Annotated in this window: 16 protein-coding genes; 13 read left to right on the top strand and 3 right to left on the bottom strand. The window is 74.0% G+C overall.

All coding sequences use genetic code 11. The features are described from left to right. Positions 1 to 12: 12 nt before the first annotated feature. Genes MY520_RS23025 through MY520_RS23005 form a run of 5 tightly spaced genes read left to right on the top strand, consistent with a single transcriptional unit; the run spans position 13 to position 4,835 of the window. Complete coding sequence (locus MY520_RS23025) at positions 13 to 675, top strand: RraA family protein (RefSeq protein WP_436694902.1); 663 nt, start codon at positions 13 to 15, stop codon at positions 673 to 675. Continuing rightward, the gene (locus MY520_RS23020) at positions 672 to 1,310 is read left to right on the top strand and encodes an RraA family protein (RefSeq protein ID WP_436694901.1); all 639 of its coding nucleotides are present in this window, start codon (positions 672 to 674) and stop codon (positions 1,308 to 1,310) included. The genes MY520_RS23025 and MY520_RS23020 overlap by 4 nt, the downstream gene beginning before the upstream one ends. Then, on the top strand, positions 1,307 to 1,714 hold the full coding sequence (locus MY520_RS23015) for a RidA family protein (RefSeq protein WP_436694900.1): 408 nt from the start codon (positions 1,307 to 1,309) through the stop codon (positions 1,712 to 1,714). The genes MY520_RS23020 and MY520_RS23015 overlap by 4 nt, the downstream gene beginning before the upstream one ends. After that, positions 1,711 to 2,724, top strand: coding sequence for an amidohydrolase family protein (locus MY520_RS23010; protein WP_436694899.1), 1,014 nt, complete (start codon positions 1,711 to 1,713; stop codon positions 2,722 to 2,724). Before MY520_RS23015 ends, MY520_RS23010 begins: the two co-directional genes overlap by 4 nt. Beyond that, positions 2,721 to 4,835 carry an acyl-CoA dehydrogenase family protein gene (locus MY520_RS23005; RefSeq protein ID WP_436694898.1) on the top strand — a complete coding sequence of 705 codons (2,115 nt, stop codon included), beginning with the start codon at positions 2,721 to 2,723 and terminating at the stop codon, positions 4,833 to 4,835. Before MY520_RS23010 ends, MY520_RS23005 begins: the two co-directional genes overlap by 4 nt. A gap of 54 nt (positions 4,836 to 4,889) precedes the next feature. Here the strand turns inward: MY520_RS23005 and MY520_RS23000 are convergent, their stop codons facing one another. Next, positions 4,890 to 5,603 (bottom strand): SDR family NAD(P)-dependent oxidoreductase, encoded by a 714-nt coding sequence (locus MY520_RS23000; RefSeq protein WP_436694897.1) that lies wholly within the window; start codon positions 5,601 to 5,603, stop codon positions 4,890 to 4,892. Further along, on the bottom strand, positions 5,600 to 6,793 hold the full coding sequence (locus tag MY520_RS22995) for a cytochrome P450 (protein WP_436694896.1): 1,194 nt from the start codon (positions 6,791 to 6,793) through the stop codon (positions 5,600 to 5,602). The genes MY520_RS23000 and MY520_RS22995 overlap by 4 nt, the downstream gene beginning before the upstream one ends. A gap of 374 nt (positions 6,794 to 7,167) precedes the next feature. Between MY520_RS22995 and MY520_RS22990 the strand changes: the two genes are divergently transcribed. From MY520_RS22990 to MY520_RS22960, 7 genes are read left to right on the top strand one after another with little or no spacing between them, the layout of a single operon-like run. Next, positions 7,168 to 7,845, top strand: coding sequence for a nuclear transport factor 2 family protein (locus tag MY520_RS22990; RefSeq protein WP_436694895.1), 678 nt, complete (start codon positions 7,168 to 7,170; stop codon positions 7,843 to 7,845). A 31-nt stretch (positions 7,846 to 7,876) separates the two neighbouring features. After that, positions 7,877 to 8,863: a hypothetical protein gene (locus MY520_RS22985; protein ID WP_436694894.1), complete on the top strand. Its 987-nt coding sequence runs from the start codon at positions 7,877 to 7,879 to the stop codon at positions 8,861 to 8,863. A gap of 4 nt (positions 8,864 to 8,867) precedes the next feature. After that, the gene (locus tag MY520_RS22980; RefSeq protein ID WP_436694893.1) at positions 8,868 to 9,716 is read left to right on the top strand and encodes an ABC transporter ATP-binding protein; all 849 of its coding nucleotides are present in this window, start codon (positions 8,868 to 8,870) and stop codon (positions 9,714 to 9,716) included. After that, on the top strand, positions 9,709 to 10,425 hold the full coding sequence (locus tag MY520_RS22975) for an ABC transporter ATP-binding protein (protein WP_436694892.1): 717 nt from the start codon (positions 9,709 to 9,711) through the stop codon (positions 10,423 to 10,425). The genes MY520_RS22980 and MY520_RS22975 overlap by 8 nt, the downstream gene beginning before the upstream one ends. A gap of 13 nt (positions 10,426 to 10,438) precedes the next feature. Then, on the top strand, positions 10,439 to 11,365 hold the full coding sequence (locus MY520_RS22970) for a branched-chain amino acid ABC transporter permease (RefSeq protein WP_436694891.1): 927 nt from the start codon (positions 10,439 to 10,441) through the stop codon (positions 11,363 to 11,365). After that, on the top strand, positions 11,362 to 12,618 hold the full coding sequence (locus MY520_RS22965) for a branched-chain amino acid ABC transporter permease (protein WP_436694890.1): 1,257 nt from the start codon (positions 11,362 to 11,364) through the stop codon (positions 12,616 to 12,618). Before MY520_RS22970 ends, MY520_RS22965 begins: the two co-directional genes overlap by 4 nt. Next, positions 12,615 to 13,952 carry an ABC transporter substrate-binding protein gene (locus tag MY520_RS22960; RefSeq protein ID WP_436694889.1) on the top strand — a complete coding sequence of 446 codons (1,338 nt, stop codon included), beginning with the start codon at positions 12,615 to 12,617 and terminating at the stop codon, positions 13,950 to 13,952. Before MY520_RS22965 ends, MY520_RS22960 begins: the two co-directional genes overlap by 4 nt. Positions 13,953 to 14,019: 67 nt before the next feature. Here MY520_RS22960 and ppk2 read toward each other — a convergent pair whose 3' ends face one another. Then, the gene (gene ppk2 / locus MY520_RS22955) at positions 14,020 to 14,952 is read right to left on the bottom strand and encodes a polyphosphate kinase 2 (RefSeq protein ID WP_436694888.1); all 933 of its coding nucleotides are present in this window, start codon (positions 14,950 to 14,952) and stop codon (positions 14,020 to 14,022) included. A 134-nt stretch (positions 14,953 to 15,086) separates the two neighbouring features. Here ppk2 and MY520_RS22950 point away from each other — a divergent pair. Further along, positions 15,087 to 16,677, top strand: a 1,591-nt coding sequence (locus tag MY520_RS22950) for a sacsin N-terminal ATP-binding-like domain-containing protein (RefSeq protein ID WP_436694887.1), incomplete at its 3' end; no start/stop codon positions are given.

Below are 16,677 nucleotides of genomic sequence, written 5' to 3'. Positions count from 1 at the left end.
ACCAGGAGCCCCATGAGTGCCCCGCTGCCCGTCTCCGAGTTCGCCGGGCTGCCCACGGCCGCGCTGTCCGACGCGATGGACCGCCTGGCCCTGCTCGCCGCCTGCCAGGGCGTCAAGCCGCTGGCGCCCGGGCAGCGGCTGCTCGGGCGGGCCTTCACCGTCCGGTACGTGGCCACCGGCCGGCCGCCTGGCACCGTGGGCGACTTCGTCGACGACGTCCCCCCGGGGGACGTCGTCGTGATCGACAACGGCGGCCGCGAGGACTGCACCGTCTGGGGGGACATCCTCACCGCGGTCGCCTCGCAGCGCGGCATCGCCGGCACCGTCATCGACGGCGTCTGCCGCGACGTGCACCGGGCCCGCGACATCGGCTACCCGGTCTACAGCCGGGGCTGGTTCATGCGCACCGGCAAGGACCGGGTGACCGTCTCCGACGTCGGCGCGCCGGTCAGCGTCGCCGGCATCCGGGTGCGCGCCGGCGACCTGCTCGTCGGCGACGACGACGGCGTGGTGGTCGTCCCGGTCGAGTACGAGCAGGAGGTGCTCGCGATCACCCGGGAGATCGAGGAGCGCGAGGGCGCCATCCTCGCCGCCGCCCTGGCCGGCAGCAGCCTGCGCGAGGCGCGTGCCGCGCAGGGCTACCACGAGCTGCAGCGCGCGAGCGAGAACCGGTGAGCGGCTGGAACGGAGACCTCGTCGCGCGGGCGGCGCACCTGGGCGCGTCCACCGTCCACGAGGCGGCCGGGCGGATCGGGGCGCTGCCCTCGTCGATCGGCGCCCTGTACCGTGAGCAGCCGCCGATCGCCGGCCCGGCCGCGACCGTGCTGTGCCCCGACGGGGACAACCTCTGGCTGCACCGCGCGATCTACGCCGCCGCCCCCGGCGAGGTGCTGGTCGCCGAGGTCGGCACGGGGGAGGACTTCGGCTACTGGGGCGAGATCATGGCCACCGCGGCCCAGGAGCGGGGCATCGCCGGCCTGGTCATCAGCGGCTGCGTGCGCGACGCGGTGCAGATGCAGCGGCTCGGCTTCCCGGTGTTCAGCACCGGCACCTGCATCCGCGGCACGGTCAAGGACCCGCTGCGACCGGGCGCTCTCGGCGGCCGGCTGCGCCTCGGCGACGTCCACGTCTCGCCCGGTGACCTCGTCGTCGGCGACGCCGACGGGGTGGTCGTCGTCCCGGCCGACCAGGCGGAGGCGGCCGTCACCGCCGGCGAGGCACGCGAGCGCGAGGAGGCCGGCGTGATGGCGCAGCTGCGCGCGGGTGCCACGACGCTGGAGCTCTTCGGCCTGCCGGGAGGCGCGCGATGAGACGGTCGATCGAGGTCGAGGGGCTGCACCACGGCGGGGTGCCGATCCCGATGGCCTGCCGGGTGGGGCCGCTGCTGGTCTCCAGCAGCGTGCTGGGCCAGGACCCGGTCACCGGGGACCTGCCCGACGACGTCGCCGCGCAGGTCGCCCTGGTCTTCGCCAACGTGCGGCGGGTGCTCGAGGCCGGCGGGGCGACCACCGACCACGTCGCCAAGCTGACGTTCCACGTGCGCGACCGCTCCGCCCGCGCCGCGATCGACGAGCACTGGCTCGCCATGTTCCCCGACCCGGCCGGCCGGCCGGCCCGGCACACCGTGCCCGGCGACCTGCCGCCGGCCTTCCACGTGCAGTGCGAGGTCATCGCCTACGTGACCGACGACCCCGGAACCGAGGAGACCCCGTGATCATCGACGCCCACGCCCACGTCGTCGCGCCGGAGGTGTTCTACGCCTACCGCGCCCAGCTGCTCGGCAGCGGCGGGTACCACCAGGACCCGCCGAAGATCACCGACGAGGCGCTGGCCCAGGCGGCCGCGGCCAACGTGGCGATCATGGACGGCGTCGGCACCGACGTGCAGTTCATCTCGCCGCGGCCGTTCCAGCAGATGCACTCGGCGAAGCCGGCCGAGATCGTGCACCGCTGGATCCGCGCGAACAACGACGTCATCGCGAGGTCGGTCGCGCTGCACCCGGACCGGCTGGCCGGGGTCGCGGGCCTGCCGCTGTGCGCCGGAGCGCCGGTGCAGTCCTGCCTCGACGAGCTGACCCGCGCCGTCGAGGACCTCGGCTTCATCGGCGTCAGCCTCAACCCCGACCCGTACGAGGGCACCGGCGGCGACACCCCGACCCTCGGCTCCGAGTTCTGGTACCCGCTGTGGGAGAAGCTGGTCGAGCTCGACGTGCCGGCCCTGATCCACTCCGCGGGCTGCTACAACGGCCGCGAGGTCTACAGCGACCACTTCATCACCGAGGAGTCGATCGCCGTCCTCTCGCTGATGCGCTCGCGGACGTTCCTCGACTTCCCCGACCTGAAGATCATCGTCGGCCACGGCGGCGGCTCGATCCCCTACCAGATCGGCCGCTGGCAGGCCGCCCGCCTCGCGCCGGGCCTGGGCAAGGACGCCCTCGAGGAGCGGTTCGAGGAGTCGCTGCGCCGGCTGTGGTTCGACACCGTGCTCTACAACCAGGCGTCGCTGGCCTACCTGTTCCAGACCGTGGGCGCCGACCGCTGCCTGTTCGGCACCGAGAAGCCGGGCAGCGGCTCGGTCACCGACCCGGCGACCGGGCGGCCGTTCGACGACCTCAAGCCGGTCATCGAGGGCATCGGGGCGCTGACCGACGCCGACCGCCGGGGGATCTTCGAGGAGAACGCCCGGAAGGTGTTCAGCCGCTGGAAGGGTCCGCAGCCGGCATGACGGCGCTCGCCGCGGAGGAGCTCGCCGACCTGCGGGCGACCGTCTCCGGTGCGCTGGCCCCGGCCTGGGACGCGCCGCAGACCGCGGGCCGTCCCGAGGCCGGCGACACCGCGCTGCGGGCGGCCTGGGAGGTCGCCGTCCGGCAGGGCTGGACCGAGCTCGGTGGCGAAGGTGCCCTCGACGCCCTGATCGCGGTCACCGGCGAGCTCGGCCGGCTGGCCTGCCCGCTGCCGCTCGCCGACGCCTACGTCGCGACCCGCCTGCTCGGCGGGGAGCTCGCCGAGTCGGTGGCCGAGGGGCGGATCCGGCCGGTCGTGGCCGCCGCGGAGTCGGTCTCCGGCGGCACGGTCCGGTTCGTCGAGGCGGCCGGAGCGGCGACGCACGTCCTGCTCCTCCCGGCGGGGGACGGCGAGATCCGGCTGGCCCCGGTCGCCGCCGTCCGCTCCACCGCCGGGACGCCGGCGCCGGCCTGGTCCGACGTCGACGTGACGCTGGAGGGTGCGGCGACCGTGCCCGTGACCGCCGGGGACGCCGGGGCCGCCCGCACGGTGCTCCGGCTGGCCCTGGCCGCGCGGGCGTACGGCGCGGCGGCGCGCTCGGCGGACATGGCGCTCGAGCACGCGAACCTGCGGCACCAGTTCGGCCGCCCGATCGGCGCGTTCCAGGCGGTCTCGCACCGCTGCGTGAACGGCGCCATCGACGTCGCCGCCTTCGCCGCGCTGGCCGAGGAGGCCGTGCGGCTCGGCGTCGACGGGGACCCGGCCTGGGTGCTGGCCGCCGAGCTCGCCGTCGCGCACGCGGCGGCGACCGCGGCCCGGGTGCAGTTCGGGGCGCACCACACGCTCGCCGCCGTCGGGTACTTCGAGGAGCACGCGGCGCCGTGGCTGTTCCGCCGGGTGCACGCCGACGTCACCCGGCTGGCCGCCCTGCCGGCCGCCTCCGGGGAGCCGGCGGACCTGCTGCTGGAGCCCGGCGCCGGCCTGCCGCCGCTCGACCTGGGGGAGCAGGCCGAGGCCGCGCGCGCCGAGGTGCGCGCCTTCGTCGCCGAGCGGGTGCCGGCCGGGCTCACCGGCGAGGACCCGGCCCTGCTCGACCTGCTGGCCGACGCCGGCTACCTCGCCCCGGGGCTGCCCGCCGAGTACGGCGGCCGCGGTGCCGACCCCGCCGAGCAGGTGGCGATCGGCGAGGAGCTCACCTACGCCGGGCTGGCGCGGCAGTCCCGCGTGGCGGCCGGGATGCTCGGCCCGTCGATCGCGGCGCACGGCAGTCCCGAGCAGCGGGCGCAGTTCCTGCCGCTGATCAGCCGCGGGCGGATGCCGTTCTACCTGGGCTACTCCGAGCCCGAGATCGGGTCCGACCTCGCCCACCTGCGCACCGGCGCGCGCCGGGACGGCGAGGACTGGGTGGTCAACGGGCAGAAGATGTGGGGGACAGGGGCGCACACGGCCGAGTGGATCTGGCTGGCCGCCCGCACCGACCCCGAGGCGCGCGCGCACGCGGGGATCACCGTGTTCTGCTTCCCGGTCGGGCTGCCCGGCTGGAGCATCCAGGAGCACCGGTCGCTGGGCGGGGAGATCTCCTGCTCCTCGTTCTTCGACGACGTGCGGGTACCGGACTCGGCCCGGATCGGCGAGCCGGGCGCGGGCTGGCGGGTGCTCACCGAGGCGCTGGCGCACGAGCGGATCCACATCGCCTCGGGAACGGCCCGGTTGCTCCGGCTGTTCGACGACCTGCTCGGCGTCCTGCGGGCCGACCCGGCGGCGACCGGGGAGCGGGGGTCCGCGGCCCGCGCGACCCTCACCGGCCTGGCGGTGCGGCTTCAGGCGGCCCGGGCACTGGTCGCGTCCAGCACGCGGCGGGCACTGCAGGCGGGCAGCGACCCCTCGGCTGCCGCCATGGCCAAGATCATCGGCAGCGAGCTCGAGGAGGACCTCGGCGTGGCGGTGCTCCAGCTGCTCGGCCCGGCCGCGGCGCTGGCCGACGGGCCCAACGCGGGGGCGCCGCAGACGTTCGAGGAGTCCCTGCGGCTGTCGATCATGATGGTGGTCTCGGGCGGGACCAACGACATCCAGCGCAACCTGGTCGCGCGGGCCCTCGGCCTGCCCCGCTGACGTCGTCCCTGAGGGGCAGAGATGGCCATTCCTGCCCCTCAGGGGCCCTCGGGGTCAGTGGAGGTAGCCGCCGCCGTCGCAGACGATCGTCTGGCCGGTGATCATCCGGGCGTCCGGGCCGCAGAGGAACGAGACCAGGCCGGCGAGGTCCTCCGGCTGGACCCGCCGCCGGATCGCCTGCTGGGCCATCGTGCGGTCGAAGTCCTCCTCCGAGTTGTACTGCTCGGTGCCCGGGGTGGCGACCTGCCCGGGCATGACCGCGTTGACCGTCACCCCGGCCGGGCCGAGCTCCTTGGCCAGCACCCGGGTCATGCCGATGACCGCGCCCTTGCTCGCGACGTAGGCCAGCTGCCCGGGGCTGCCGGTGAAGAAGGTCCGCGAGGCGACGTTGACCACGCACCCCCGGTCGCTCGCGACCAGCCACGGGTGGGCTGCCTGGGTGGCCAGTGCGTACCCGACGGCGTTGACGGTCAGGTACCGGAGCAGCTCGTCCTTGCCCGATTCCAGGTACGGACGGCGCGGTGAGATCAGCCCGGCGTTGTTCACCAGGACGTCGACCCCGTCCGCCCGCTCGGCGACGTCGGTCATGGCGGCCCGCAGCTCGTCGGGCTCGGTGACGTCGCAGCGCACCCAGTCCGTCGTCGCGGCGTCGTCCGGCTCCACGACGTCGAGGACGGTGACCCGGTGGCCGTCGGCGCGCAGCCGCTCGGCCAGCGCCCGGCCGATGCCGCGGGCGCCGCCGGTGACGACGGCGGTCGCCGGGGTCACCACGTCAGGCGCAGCGGCAGGGCCTGCGGCCCGCGGTTGACGAAGCTCCGCAGGTAGTCGATGCCGTCGGGGTCGACCGCCAGCTCGATCCGCGTGGTGCTGCCCAGCAGGGCCTCCAGTGCCACCCTGCTCTCCAGCCGGGCGAGGATGTTGCCCAGGCAGGAGTGCACGCCCTTGCCGAAGGCCAGGTGCGCCGAGGGCGCCCGGCGGGCCAGGTCCAGCTCGTCCGGGCGCTCGACCAGGGCGGCGTCGCGGTTGCCCGAGCCGTACATCACCTGCACGCGGGAGCCGGCGGGGATCGGCACCCCGCCGACCTCGGTGTCGCGGGTGGTCATGCGGAACAGCCCCTGGATCGGGGACTCCAGCCGCAGCGACTCCTCGATGAAGTAGGAGAGCCGGGTCGGGTCGGTGCGCAACCGGTCGGCGAGCTCGGGGTCGCCGGCCAGCAGCACCATGCTGTTGCCGAGGTGGTCGGTCGTCGTCACGTTGCCGGCGATCAGCAGCTCCATGACGAACCGGGTCGAGTCGTGCCGGGGCAGCCCGGCGGTGCGCTCGGCGGCGGCGATCGTGTGGAGGATCGTGTCCTCCTCCTCGGCGGCCGCGGCGGCCTCCAGGGACGGCGCCAGCAGGTCGGCGAACTCCTTGGCGATGCGCACGATGTCGGCCGGGTCGGCGGCGTGGTTGCCCACCGTGGCGGCCAGTTCCTCCGACAGCCGGCGGAAGGAGGCGGTCTCCTCGTCCGGCACGCCCAGGACGGTGGTGATGACGGCGATCGGCAGCGGAACGGCGAACTCCGCCATGAAGTCGACCTCGGTCCGCCCGCGCATGTCCTCGACCAGGGCGGTGCACAGTTCCCGGATGCGCGGCTCGAACTTCGCCAGCCGGCTCGGCGTGAACGCGCGCTGCACGAGCCTGCGGCGCTCGGAGTGCTCCGGCTCGTCCGACAGCAGCAGGAACGGCACCCGCTTGGCCATCTCGCTGTCCGGCGGGATCGGCGGCGCGCCGATGGCGTTGCGCGAGCTGAAGGTCTCGTGGTCGCGGAGCACGGCGTCGATGTCGTCGGCGCGGGTCACCAGGTAGGCGTTGGCGGCCTCGACGAAGGTCACCCCGCGCTCGCGCAGCTCGGCGTAGCCGGGGAAGGGGCACCGCAGCGCCTCCGGCTCGAGCCTCGCGGCGGCGTCGATCAGCATGTGTCGTCCCCTTCCTCGGCCGGGCCCCGGTGCCCGTCGGCCGGGCCGTGCCCGGCGCCGCACGCGCCGGCGCACCGGCGGTGCCGGCCCGGCGGGCGATCGGTCGGAGACTTGCACTGTCCCTGCCTCCCGTCAAGGAAGCGACTCAAGAGACCGGAGCCACAGAAACGGGTGGTCCGACCGCCGTTCGCACGCGTCTGAGCTGCGAGTTTGTCTCCGAGAGCCCCCGCACCGGAGGCCCCGGATCGGCCACCGTCCTTGCGCCACGCGGAAACGTTTGTCGCATTCTTGACGGTGACCACCGTCACGCATACCTTCGCCATGCCCCCGCCGAACCATGGCGGTGCTGGCGGAGGACGACGCGGAGGAGCGAGATGACTGACCAGGTGGCCGCCCTCGAGGCGCGGATCGCGGAGCTGGAGAACCGGGTCGCCCGGGCCGAGGACATCGAGGCCATCCGGCGGCTCCAGTACACGTACGGCTACTACCTCGACAAGACGTACTACGAGGAGGTCGTCGATCTGTTCGCCGACGAGGGGGCGCGCGTGCACTTCCTGCACGGCGTCTTCCACGGCAAGGAGGGCGTCAAGCGCCTCTACACCGGCCGCTTCATGACCAAGTTCGCCGAGGGCCACAACGGGCCGCGCTACGGCCGGCTGCTCGACCACCCGCAGATGCAGGGGATCATCACGCTGTCGGAGGACGGGCAGTCCGCCAAGGCCCGCTTCCGCTCGGTGATGCAGGCCGGCACGCACGAGACCGTGCCCGGCTTCCGCCAGTGGTTCGAGGGCGGCATCTACGAGAACGAGTACGTCAAGCAGGACGGCGAGTGGCGGATCAGGGTCCTCAACATGCGGTCGTTCTGGCAGGGCGACTTCGACAAGGGCTGGTCGCGCTCCCCGGTCGAGTACGAGGGCTACCTGACCGAGACCTACCCGAACGACCCGCACGGTCCCGACGAGATCGTCGACGACTGGAAGATGTTCCCGCACACCGAGACGATGCCGTTCCACTACGTGCACCCGGTGACCGGCAAGCAGGTCCAGAACTGACCGCCGGCGACACGGATCCCAGGGAGCACTGATGGCCACCATCGTCGGGGCGATCGGCACCTCGCACAGCCCGATGCTGCTCACCAACCCCCGCCTCTGGCGGGAGCGGGCGGCCCAGGACCGCACCAACAAGGAGCTGCACGACACCTCCGGCCGGCACGTCACCTTCGACGAGCTGTCGGCCGCGGTGGGGGAGCGGTACGCCGACCAGCTCACCGACGAGGTGTGGGAGCAGCGCTACGCCGCCTGCGTGCAGGGCATGGACCGGCTCGCCGCCGACCTCACCGAGCTGCGGCCCGACGTCCTCGTGGTCATCGGTGACGACCAGGAGGAGGTCTTCGACGCGACCAACCAGCCGTCGATGGCCGTCTTCTGGGGCGACAGCTGGGAGACCGGGACGATGGAGGGCGCCCCGCCCGGGGAGTTCTTCGAGGCGGTCAAGACCGGCTACGCGATGGACGCCGTCCACAAGTTCGACGGCCACCCCCAGCTGGCCCTCGACGCCATCCGCGGCCTGGTGGCCCGCGAGTTCGACGTCGCCAGCATCGCCAGCACGCCGCCCGGCCACGGGTTCGGGCACGCCTACGGCTTCATCATCCAGCGGCTGCTCGGCGAGCGGACCGACGTCCCGGTCGTGCCGGTCATGCTGAACACCTACTACCCGCCCAACCAGCCGTCGGCGAAGCGCTGCTACGACTTCGGGGTGGCCCTCGGCGCGGCCATCGAGGCCTCACCGGTCGAGGCCCGGGTGGTGCTGGTGGCCTCCGGCGGGCTGTCGCACTTCGTCGTCGACGAGGAGCTGGACCGCCGCGTCCTCGACGGCATCGCCGACCGGGACGCCGGGTCGCTGCGGACCATCCCCGACGAGCTGCTCAACGCCGGCTCCTCGGAGATCCGCAACTGGGTCGCCGTCGCCGGCGCCGTGCACGACCGCGAGGTCGCGTGGTCGGAGTACGCCCCGTGCTACCGCACGGCTGCGGGCACCGGCTGCGGCATGGGCTTCCTCCGGTGGCAGTGACCCGATGACCGGTGCGACGGCTGCCGCCACGCCGCGGCAGCAGGGAGACGGCGCGGCGCCGCTGCTGCGGGTGGAGGACGTCAGCGTCCGCTTCGGCGGCGTCGTCGCCCTCGACGGACTCTCCTTCGACGTGTCGCGGGGGAGCATCTGCGGGCTGATCGGACCCAACGGCGCCGGCAAGACGACGATGTTCAACGTCGTCAGCCGCGTGTACGAGGCGAGCTCCGGCCGGGTGCTGCTCGACGGCACCGACCTGCTCCGGCTGCCCGCGCACCGGATCGCCGAGGTGGGCGTGGCCCGCACGTTCCAGAACATCGCGCTGTTCCCGTCGATGACGGTGCTGGACAACATCACCGTCGGCGCGCACTCGCGAGGTTCGGGCGGCTGGGTGCGGTCGGCACTGCGGCTCGGCACCCGCCGCAACGACTCCGCCGCCCGCGCCGACGCGATGGCGCTGCTGGAGCGCCTGGGCCTGGCGGACCTCGCGCTGCGCCCGGTGGCCGGGCTGCCCTTCGGCACCATGAAGCGGATCGAGCTGGCCCGCGCCATGGCCGCCCGCCCGAAGCTGCTGCTGCTCGACGAGCCGGCCAACGGCCTCACCCACTCCGAGGTCGACGAGCTCGGCGCGGTGATCCGCGGCCTGCGCGACGACTTCGACCTGTCGGTCCTCCTGGTGGAGCACCACATGAAGATGGTGATGAGCGTCAGCGACCGGGTGACGGTGCTGAACTTCGGCCGGCGGATCGCCGACGGGACCCCGGCCCAGGTGCAGCGCGACCCGGCGGTCATCGAGGCCTACCTGGGCGGCGACGTCCACGACGCCGGGACGACGGGCGGGCGGCACCGTGGCTGAGCCGCTGCTGCAGCTGTCGGACGTGCACGCGGCCTACGGCGCCGTCGAGGTGCTCCGTGGACTCGACCTGACCGTCGGCGACGGCGAGGTCGTCGTCCTCCTCGGGGCCAACGGCGCGGGCAAGACGACCACGCTGCGCGCGATCTGCGGCATGGTCGGCACCCGCGGGTCGGTCCGGCTGGGCGGCACCGAGCTGACCGGGCGGCCGACCGAGTGGATCGTCCGGCAGGGCATCTCCCACGTGCCGCAGGGGCGCGGGGTCTTCGGCGTCCTGAGCGTCGAGGAGAACCTGCGGGTCGGGGCCTGGAACCGCCGGGACGCCAAGGGCATCGAGGCCGACATGGAGCGCTGGTACGGCGTCTTCCCCCGGCTGGCCGAGCGCCGCACCCAGCTGGCCGGCGGCATGAGCGGCGGTGAGCAGCAGATGCTCGCCATCGCCCGCGGGCTGATGGCCCGCCCGCGGCTGCTGCTGCTCGACGAGCCGTCGCTGGGGCTGGCCCAGATCATCACGCGCGAGCTGTTCGCCCAGCTCGAGACCATCAACCGCGAGGAGTCCGTCTCCATGCTCATCGTCGAGCAGAACGCCGAGCTCGCGCTGTCCTTCGCCTCCCGCGGGTACGTGCTCGAGTCCGGGTCCATCGTGCTGTCGGGCAGTGCCGACGAGGTCCGCGGCAACGAGGACATGCGCCGCGCCTACCTGGGCTACTGACGGGACCGCCGACGTGTCACCCAACATCGACAACCCCGCCTACCTGCTCACCCTGCTCACCGGCGGGCTCACCAACGGTGCGCTCTACGCGCTGGTCGCGCTGGCGATCGTGCTGGTCTACAAGACGACCAGCCACATCAACCTCGCCCAGGGCGAGATGGCCACGCTCGGCGCCTTCGCCGTCTTCGAGCTGATCCGGAACGGCGTGGACGTCTGGCCGGCGATCGCGATCGCGATGGTCCTGTCCTTCGCCTTCGGCGCCGGCCTGGAGCGGGGGCTGATCCGGCCGCTGGAGCGGCGCGGCATCTTCCCGGTCATCCTCGCCACGCTGGCGCTCTTCCTGATCATCAACGCCGGCGTCGCCATCATCTGGGGGACCCAGCCGGTAGCCCCGCCCCGGCCGTTCCCCGGTGGCATCGAGGACAAGATCGACGTCATCGGCGGCGCCCCGCCGTTCTTCGTCACCCACGTGTCGCTGGGGGTCCTGGGTGTCCTGGTCGCGCTCCTGCTCGGCCTCTGGCTGCTGCTGGAGAAGACCAAGCTGGGCCTGGGCTACCGGGCGGTCGCGGCCAACCGCGAGGCCGCCGAGGTCATGGGCATCCCGGTCGGCCGGATGTACATGTTCGGCTGGGGCATCGCCGCGGCGCTGGGCACGCTGGCCGCCGCTCTCGTCGCGGAGACCGCGGGCGCCCTGGACTTCAACTCGATGGGCGCGATCCTCATCTTCGGCCTGGCCGCGGCGACTCTGGGCGGCTTCGACAGCGTCCCGGGGGCGGCGGTGGGCGGCCTGGTGCTCGGGCTGGTCATGGCCTTCGTGCCCGGGCTGTTCACCGTCATCAAGGGCGACCTGAGCCTGGTCATCGCGCTGGTCGTCGTCCTCGTCGTCCTCCTGGTCCGGCCGCAGGGCCTGTTCGGGACCAAGACCCTGGAGCGGGTGTGAGCACCGCACGCGTCGTCCGCGAGGGCTCGCGGGCCCACCGCGTCTGGCAGGGGAGCGGCCTGCTGCTGGCCGTCCTCGTCGTCCTGGCCCTGCCGCTGCTGGCCGGCGACTTCCGGATCGGCCAGTTCAGCCTGGTGATCGCCTACGCGGTGGCGGTGCTGGGCCTCAACCTGGTCACCGGCTTCACCGGTCAGGTGTCCCTCGGTCACGGCGCCTTCTTCGGGATCGGCGCCTACACCACGGCGATCCTGGTGACCGACCACGGCTGGGCCTGGGCGGCGACCGTGCCGGTGGCCGCGCTGCTGGGCCTGGCGCTGGGCTTCGTCGTCGGCGTCCCGGCCCTGCGCCTGCACGGCCTCTACCTCGCGGTCATCACCCTCGCCGTCGGCGTCGCCTTCCCGGTCGTGGTCAGCCAGCCGGTCGGCATCGCGCTGGGCACCGGCGGCGTGGCGGGCAAGACCGTGCGGATCGCCTGGGACAAGCCGAGCTGGTTCGGCCTGGACGTCTCCGACCGCGGCTGGATGTTCCTCGTCATGGCGGCGATCGCCGGGGTGCTGTTCTGGCTGGCGACCGGTCTGGTCCGCAGCCGGGTCGGCCGGTCGATGGTCGCGCTGCGGGACAACGGGACCGCGGCGGCGATCTCGGGCGTCTGGCCGGCGGAGGTGAAGACGGTGGCGTTCGCCGTCAGCGCCCTGTTCGGCGCGATCGGCGGCTCGCTCTACCTGCTGACCACGCCGATCGTCAGCCCGACGACGGTGGGCTTCACGATCACCCTGCTGTTCATCACCGCGATGGTGCTGGGCGGCGCCGCCACCGTCTCCGGTGCCTGGATCGGCGGCCTGGCCATGGTCTTCCTGCCGTACTACACGGCGGAGTGGGCCGGCCAGATCCCGCTGTTGCGCGAGCTCACCGACCAGCCGGGGCTGTTCGCCAACGTGATCTACGGCGTCATCCTCATCGTCTTCATCTACTTCGTGCCCGCCGGCCTGGTGCCGCTGCTCACCCGGCTTCGCACCCGCTTCCTGGTGATCGTCCCGCCCGAGGCCGCGACGGTGGCGGGTTCCTCGGGCAGCGACACCACGCCGGGCGCGCCCGACGGCGGACTGGCCGGCCCGACGCCGGCCATCGGCGGGCCGCTGCGGCCCGCTGCCGAGCACCACCCGTCCCAGCACGACCCGTCCCCCGACCCCGGGCAGCCCGCCCGGGGTGTGCCCTCAGTCCGTGGCTCCGGCCAGGAGGAGAGAACTCGATGACGAGAACGTCCCGCTCGATGGCGCTGGCCAGCGCCGGCCTGCTGCTGTTGGGGGTCGCCGCCTGCGGGGACACCCGGAGCGAGGGCAGCTCCGGTGGCGGTGGCGGTGGGCAGACCAACGAGGAGGGCCAGTTCGTCGTGGACACCTCCGCCTGCCCGGAGGACGCCACGACCGAGCTGGCCGAGGGCGAGCCGATCCGGATCGGCACCAGCCAGCCGCTGAGCGGTCCGCTGGCCGTGGCCGGCGCGGCGAACGTCTCGGGCTTCAACGCCTACATCGAGAAGGTCAACGCCGACGGTGGCATCGACGGCCACCAGCTCGAGCTGGTGGTCAAGGACGACGCCTTCGACGCCGCCCGCGCGGTCACCAACGCGCAGGCCTTCGTCGGCGAGGAGGCCGTCTTCGTCAACCTGTCGCAGATCGGTACCCCGCAGATCAGCGCCACGCAGCCGATCTACGAGCAGGCCTGCGTGCCGCAGCTGTGGTCCATCACCACCGGGGCGGCCTTCGCCGACCCGGAGGAGCACGAGTGGACGATCAACGGCATCCCGCCGGCGCCGGTGGAGGCCAAGGCCATCGTCGACTACATCGCCGAGCAGGTGCCGAACGGCACGGTCGCCGAGATCAAGGGCTCCGACGCGCTGGCCGAGGACTTCGGCACGGCCCTCCCGGCGCTCGCCGAGGAGGCCGGGCTGACCGTGCAGGAGGCGCAGACCATCCCGGCCGGATCGACCAACATCGACGCCCAGGTGTCGGCGGCGGTCGCCGGTGAGCCGGACGCCATCGTGCTCGAGGCGCTGCCCAACTACGCGCCGGGCTTCCTCACCGGCCTGGCCCGCGCCGGCTACGACGGCCTGGTCGTGCTGAACTCCTCGGCCAACGCGGCGGGGCAGTGGGTCACGCCGTCCGACCCGGCCGGCGAGGGCGCCGTCGTCCCGCTGTTCCGCAAGGACCCGACCGACCCGCGCTGGGCCGACGACCCGGCGGTGCAGGAGTACCTGGCCGACATGGAGGCCGCCGGCGAGTCGCAGGCGGCGCAGTTCGGCAACGCGCTCGACGGCTACAACTTCGCGGTGATGATGGTGCAGAACCTGCGCGACGCCGTCGAGCTGGAGGGTGGCCTGACCCGGGCGAACGTCATGAACGCCGCCTGGAACATGGACATGGAGCGGCCGCTCATGATCAAGCCGCAGAACGTCACCAGCGGTCCGGAGGACCCGTACGCGGTGGAGTCCGGCGAGATGGGCGCCTACTCGGTGGAAACCGGCGGCTGGGAGTCGGTCGGCGAGTGGGACTACTCCGGCGAGAGCGCGGCGATCATCGGCCAGGGCTGACCCCGACGCACCCCTCACGGGGCCGTCGCCGGATCCTCCGGCGGCGGCCCCGTCGTCATCCCCGGGCTCACCTCGCGGGGACGAGGTCCTCCCGCTCCAGCGCCTCCCGGTCGGACTCGAGGACGTCGGCCGCGGCGACCACGATGTTCGGGTCCGGCCGGCCGACGACGGCCTCGTCCTTGCCCGCGTAGGGCAGTGAGCAGAGGACGTGGCGCAGCGCCTCCAGCCGGGCCCGCTTCTTGTCGTTGCTCTTGATCACCGTCCAGGGCGCGTGGTCGGTGTCGGTGACGGCGAAGATCGCCTCCTTGGCCGCCGTGTAGTCGTCCCACTTGTCCAGCGAGGCGAGGTCGGTGGGGGAGAGCTTCCACTGCCGGACCGGGTCGATCGCCCGGACGATGAAGCGGGTCCGCTGCTCGCGCCGGGACACCGAGAACCAGAACTTGACCAGGTGGATGCCGCTGTCGACGAGCATCCGCTCGAACTCGGGGCACTGGCGCATGAACCGCTCGTACTGCTCGTCGGTGCAGAAGCCCATCACCCGCTCGACGCCGGCGCGGTTGTACCAGGACCGGTCGAACAGCACGATCTCGCCCGCGGCGGGGAGGTGCGCGATGTAGCGCTGGAAGTACCACTGGGTCTGCTCGCGCTCCGAGGGCTTGTCCAGCGCGACCACCGTGGCGCCGCGCGGGTTGAGGTGCTCGGTGAAGCGCTTGATCGTGCCGCCCTTGCCGGCCGCGTCCCGGCCCTCGAAGAGGATCACCACCTGCTGGCCGGTGTCCTTCACCCAGCCCTGCAGCCGCAGCAGCTGGATCTGCAGCCTCCGCTTCTCCCGCTCGTACTCCCGGCGCGGCATCCGCTCGGCGTACGGATAGCCCTCCCGCCAGGTGTCCACGCGCCGGCCGTCGGGGCCGTACAGCTCGCCGTCGTCGTCCCAGTCCTCGTCGGACTGGTCGTCGGGGAGGGCCTTCAGCCGGTACCGGGAGACGTCGATCTCGCTCACGCAGGCTCCTCGCTGGCGCTCGTCGCCGCGTTCGCGGCGCTGCTGTGTCTTCTGGTGAGCTCGCAAGCTCGCTCACGCAGGTCCTGGTACCCGGCCACGGGGTGTCCTCAAGCCCCGCTGCCATGCTGACCGGCGTGTCCGACCCCTTCGACACCGCCGGGCTGCGCCGGCGGGTGCTCGCCGCCTGGACCGACTCGCCCGCCCGCTTCCGCGAGGACGCCAACGCCGAGGAGGACCTCGTCCGCGGCGGCTACCGGGACCGGCTGCTGGTCGAGCTCGCCCAGAACGCCGCCGACGCCGCCGCCCGCGCGGAGGTGCCCGGCCGGCTGCGGCTGGAGCTGGCGGTCGACGGGGCCGGTGGCGAGGTGCTGCGCGCGGCCAACACCGGCGCTCCGCTGGACGCCGCGGGGGTGGCCGGCCTGGCCTCGCTGCGCGCCTCGGCCAAGCGCGACGAGGCCGCGACCGTGGGCCGCTTCGGCGTCGGCTTCGCCGCCGTCCTCGCGGTGAGCGACGAGCCGGCGGTGCACTCGATCTCGGGCGGGGTCGCGTTCAGCGCGGCCCGCACCCGCGCCGAGGTGGCCGCGGTGCCCGCCCTCGGCGGCGAGCTGGCCCGCCGCGAGGGCGGGGTGCCGGTGCTGCGACTGCCCTGGCCGGCCGACGGGCGCCCGCCCGAGGGGTTCGCCACGGAGGTCGTGCTGCCGCTGCGGGCCGGCGCGCGGGCCGCCGTCCGGGCCGCTCTCGACGAGTTCGAGGCCGAGCTGCTGCTGGCGCTGCCCGGCCTGGCCGCGGTGGACGTCGTCGTCGACGGCGCGACCCGCTCGCTGGCCGTGCGGCACGGCGACGACGCGGCCGACCTCACCGACGGCGCCCGGACGACGACCTGGCGGCTGGCCCGGCGCTCCGGCGAGCTGGCGCCGGAGCTGCTCGCCGACCGGCCGGTGGAGGAGCGCGACCGTCGTGCCTACACCGTCACCTGGGCGGTGCCCCTCGACGACGACGGCTGCCCGGTGCCGCTGCCGCTGCCGCAGCGGGTGCACGGCCCGACGCCCAGCGACGAGCCGCTCACCCTGCCCGCCCGCCTGGTCGCCCCGTTCCCGCTGGGGCCCGACCGGCGGCACGTGCTGCCGGGGCCGGTGACCGACGCGCTGGTCGCCGTCGCGGCCGCGGCCTACGCCGACCTGCTCACCGGGCTCCCGGCCGACCGGGCGGTGCTCGCGCTCGTGCCCCGCGTCGGGCTGGCCGCCGCCGAGCTCGACGCGGCCCTGGGCACCGCGGCCCTGGCGCGGCTGCGCGACACCGCCTGGTTGCCGGTCGCCGGGGACGACCGCGAGCGCCGGCGACCGGACCGGGCCGCCGTGCTCACCGAGCCGAGCGAGGAGCGGGTCGCCGCGCTCGCCGACGTGCTGCCCGGCCTGCTCCCGGCCGACTGGTCCCGCCGCACCGACGCGCCGGCCCTCGCCGCGCTCGGCGTCCACCGGGTGAGCACCGCCGAGGCCGTCGAGGCGGTGCGCGGCGTCGACCGGCCGCCGGCGTGGTGGGCGCAGCTGTACGCGGCGCTGGACGGCATCGACCGGGAGGAGCTCGCCGCGCTGCCGGTTCCGCTGGCCGACGGCCGCACGGCGCACGGCCCGGCCGGGGTGCTGCTGCCCGACGAGGGGCTGCCGGTGGCGCGGCTCGGCGCGCTCGGGCTGCGGGTGGCCGCACCCGAGGCCGCGGCGCCGCCGG

The sequence above is a fragment of the Geodermatophilus sp. CPCC 205506 genome, from assembly GCF_051383635.1.
In the GTDB taxonomy this organism is placed as follows: domain Bacteria; phylum Actinomycetota; class Actinomycetes; order Mycobacteriales; family Geodermatophilaceae; genus Geodermatophilus.
The sequence above is the reverse complement of the archived record's forward strand: the minus strand, read 5'-3'. Positions and strand labels throughout refer to the sequence as shown.